At 69.0% G+C, this 2748-nt stretch carries 3 protein-coding genes; 2 read left to right on the forward strand and 1 reads right to left on the reverse strand.

The genetic code is table 11. The annotated features are described in order from the left end of the window. Positions 1 to 824: MoxR family ATPase (locus VDQ18_RS23405; RefSeq protein WP_323023261.1), on the reverse strand; the 824-nt coding region annotated here is incomplete at its 3' end. 298 nt (positions 825 to 1122) lie between these two features. Between VDQ18_RS23405 and dksA the strand changes: the two genes are divergently transcribed. Both dksA and VDQ18_RS23415 read left to right on the forward strand, forming a co-directional pair. After that, positions 1123 to 1545, forward strand: coding sequence for an RNA polymerase-binding protein DksA (gene dksA / locus VDQ18_RS23410; RefSeq protein ID WP_107751976.1), 423 nt, complete (start codon positions 1123 to 1125; stop codon positions 1543 to 1545). 28 nt (positions 1546 to 1573) lie between these two features. Then, on the forward strand, positions 1574 to 2748 hold a 1175-nt coding region (locus VDQ18_RS23415), incomplete at its 3' end, for an FAD-dependent monooxygenase (protein WP_323023262.1).

Here is a 2748-nt window from a genome sequence, read left to right on the forward strand (position 1 = left end):
GCCATGAAGGCCAGCCGCTCGAAGAGATGCACGTCCTGCTCGTTCTTCAGGAGCGCCCCGTGCAGCTTCGGCAGGGCGTTCACCCCGTCGCGCTTCAGATCCTCGGGCCCCAGATCCTCGGCCAGCAAGAGCTTCAGCCAGTCCAGCATCTCGGACGTCGAAGGCTTCTTCTTCAGCCCCGGCGTCTCGCGCAGCTCGAAGAACTGGGTCAGCGCGGTGGACAGAAGCTGCTCCTTGATCCCCGGATGGTGCACCCGGACGATCTGCGCCAGCACCTCGGGCTCGGGGAAACGGATGAAATGGAAGAAACACCGCCGCAGGAAGGCGTCGGGCAATTCCTTTTCGTTGTTCGAGGTGATGATGACGATCGGGCGCACCTTGGCCTTGATCGTCTCGCCCGTCTCGTAGACGAAGAACTCCATCCGGTCGAGTTCCTGCAGCAGGTCGTTCGGGAATTCGATATCCGCCTTGTCGATCTCGTCGATCAGCAGGACGACCTTCTGCTCCGCCTCGAAGGCCTGCCAGAGCTTGCCCTTGCGGATGTAGTTCCTGACGTCATGCACACGCTCGTCGCCCAGCTGGCTGTCGCGCAACCGGCTGACCGCGTCGTATTCGTAAAGCCCCTGATGGGCCCGGGTCGTCGATTTGATGTTCCATTCGATGATCGGCAGCCCCAGCGACTCCGCCACCTGCCGCGCCAGTTCCGTCTTGCCGGTTCCCGGTTCGCCCTTGACCAGAAGGGGCCGTTCCAGCACCACGGCGGCGTTCACCGCCATGGTCAGGTCGTCTGTGGCGATATAGGTCTCGGTCGAGGCAAAGCGCATCTGGGTCCTTCCCGGAAATCGCGCCCCGCCGAGGGGGCGGCTCGGGCGCGACACTAGCCGCGCCGCGGTCCTGCCGCAAGGCAGCACGCCCCGGCCCCGTTGCGTCACCGGACACTACCCTTGGGGGCAGCGGGGCTGCGGCACACAGGACACGCGCCCGCAAATGTTACCGATTGCCTCGTGACATCGCCCTTGCATGGGTTTAAGGCGTCCCCAGAGGGGGCTCGGAATGACCGCAAAGAACGAAACCATCGTCGAGTCGGTTGCCTTCGGTTCCGGGCAAACAGGGGATACGCTGATGAAGCCGGAAAACTTTCTGCCTGACGACTACAAGCCCGCCGAGGATGAGCCGTTCATGAACGAACGGCAGCTCGAGTACTTCCGCCGCAAGCTGCTTGCCTGGAAGGAAGAGATCCTCGAGGACAGCAAGGAAACGCTGGCCGACCTCGCCAATTCGACGCGCAACCTGCCCGACATGGCCGACCGCGCCTCCGAGGAAACCGACCGCGCGCTGGAATTGCGGACCCGCGACCGCCAGCGCAAGCTCGTCGCCAAGATCGACTCGGCCCTGCGCCGCATCGACAATGGCGAGTTCGGCTATTGCGAGATGACCGGTGAGCCGATCTCGCTCAAGCGCCTCGACGCCCGCCCGATCGCCACCATGACGCTCGAGGCCCAGGAACGTCACGAGCGCAGCGAGCGCGTTCACCGCGACGACTGACCCTCCCGCCCCGGCAAAGGCGGAACCCATGACCGCAACGGATCCTGCCGCGCCCCTGGCCGGCCAAAGCGCGCTGGTGCTGGGCGCAGGCGTGGCAGGCCTCGCCGCCGCCACCGCGCTCTGCCGCCACGGCGCGCAGGTCTCGCTGCTGGAACAGGCGGGCCAGATCACCGAAGTCGGCGCCGGGCTGCAGATCAGCCCCAACGGCGCCCGGGTCTTGCAGGCGCTGGGGATCGACCCCGAAACCGCCGGCGACCGCTCGGACGCCGTGGAACTGCGCGACAGCGCCGGGCGGCTGGTGACGCGCCTCGCCCTGCCGCAGGAGGGGCCGGGCTTCTACCTTTGCCACCGCGCCGACCTGATCGAGGTGCTGGCCACAGCCGCCCGCGCCGCAGGCACCCAGGTGCAGCTGCTGCAACAGGTCCAGGACATCGCGCTCAGCCGCCAGGGCGCCCGCATCACCACCGCCGTCGGCGCGGTGCACGAGGCCCCGCTGGTGCTGGGCGCGGACGGGCTGCGCTCGCCCCTCAGGACCCGGCTCAACGGCAAGAGCGAGCCCTTCTTCACCGGCCAGGTCGCCTGGCGCGCGCTGATCCCCGGCGACGGCGGCCCGCGCGTGGCGCAGGTCTTCATGGGGCCGGGCCGGCATCTGGTCAGCTACCCGCTGCGGGGTGGCGCGCTCAGGAACATCGTCGCCGTGCAGGAACGCCGCAGCTGGGCGGCCGAGGGCTGGAACCACCCGGACGACCCGGCGGCGCTGAAAGCCGCCTTCGCGGGCTTCGGCGGCCCGGTGCCGGGCTGGCTGGACGCGGTCGAGGAGGTCTTCCTCTGGGGCCTCTTCCGCCATCCGGTGGCCGAACACTGGCACGATGCCGCGGGCCGCGCCGCGCTGCTGGGCGATGCGGCGCATCCGACGCTGCCCTTCATGGCCCAGGGCGCCAATCTGGCGCTCGAGGACGCCTGGTGCCTCGCCAGAAACCTCGCCCGCCGCCCGCAGAACCCGGCTGGCGCCCTCGAGTCCTACGCCCGCGCCCGCGCGCCCCGCACCGCGAAAGTGGTGGCCGCCGCCACTGCCAATGCCCGCAACTACCACCTGCGCGGCCCCCTGGCCCAGGCCGCCCACGGCATCCTGCGCGCCGCCAACCGGCTGGCCCCCAGCCTCGCCCTGCGCCGCTACGACTGGATCTACGAGCACGACGTCAC

This window comes from Pararhodobacter sp., assembly GCF_034676075.1.
In the GTDB taxonomy this organism is placed as follows: Bacteria; Pseudomonadota; Alphaproteobacteria; order Rhodobacterales; family Rhodobacteraceae; genus Pararhodobacter.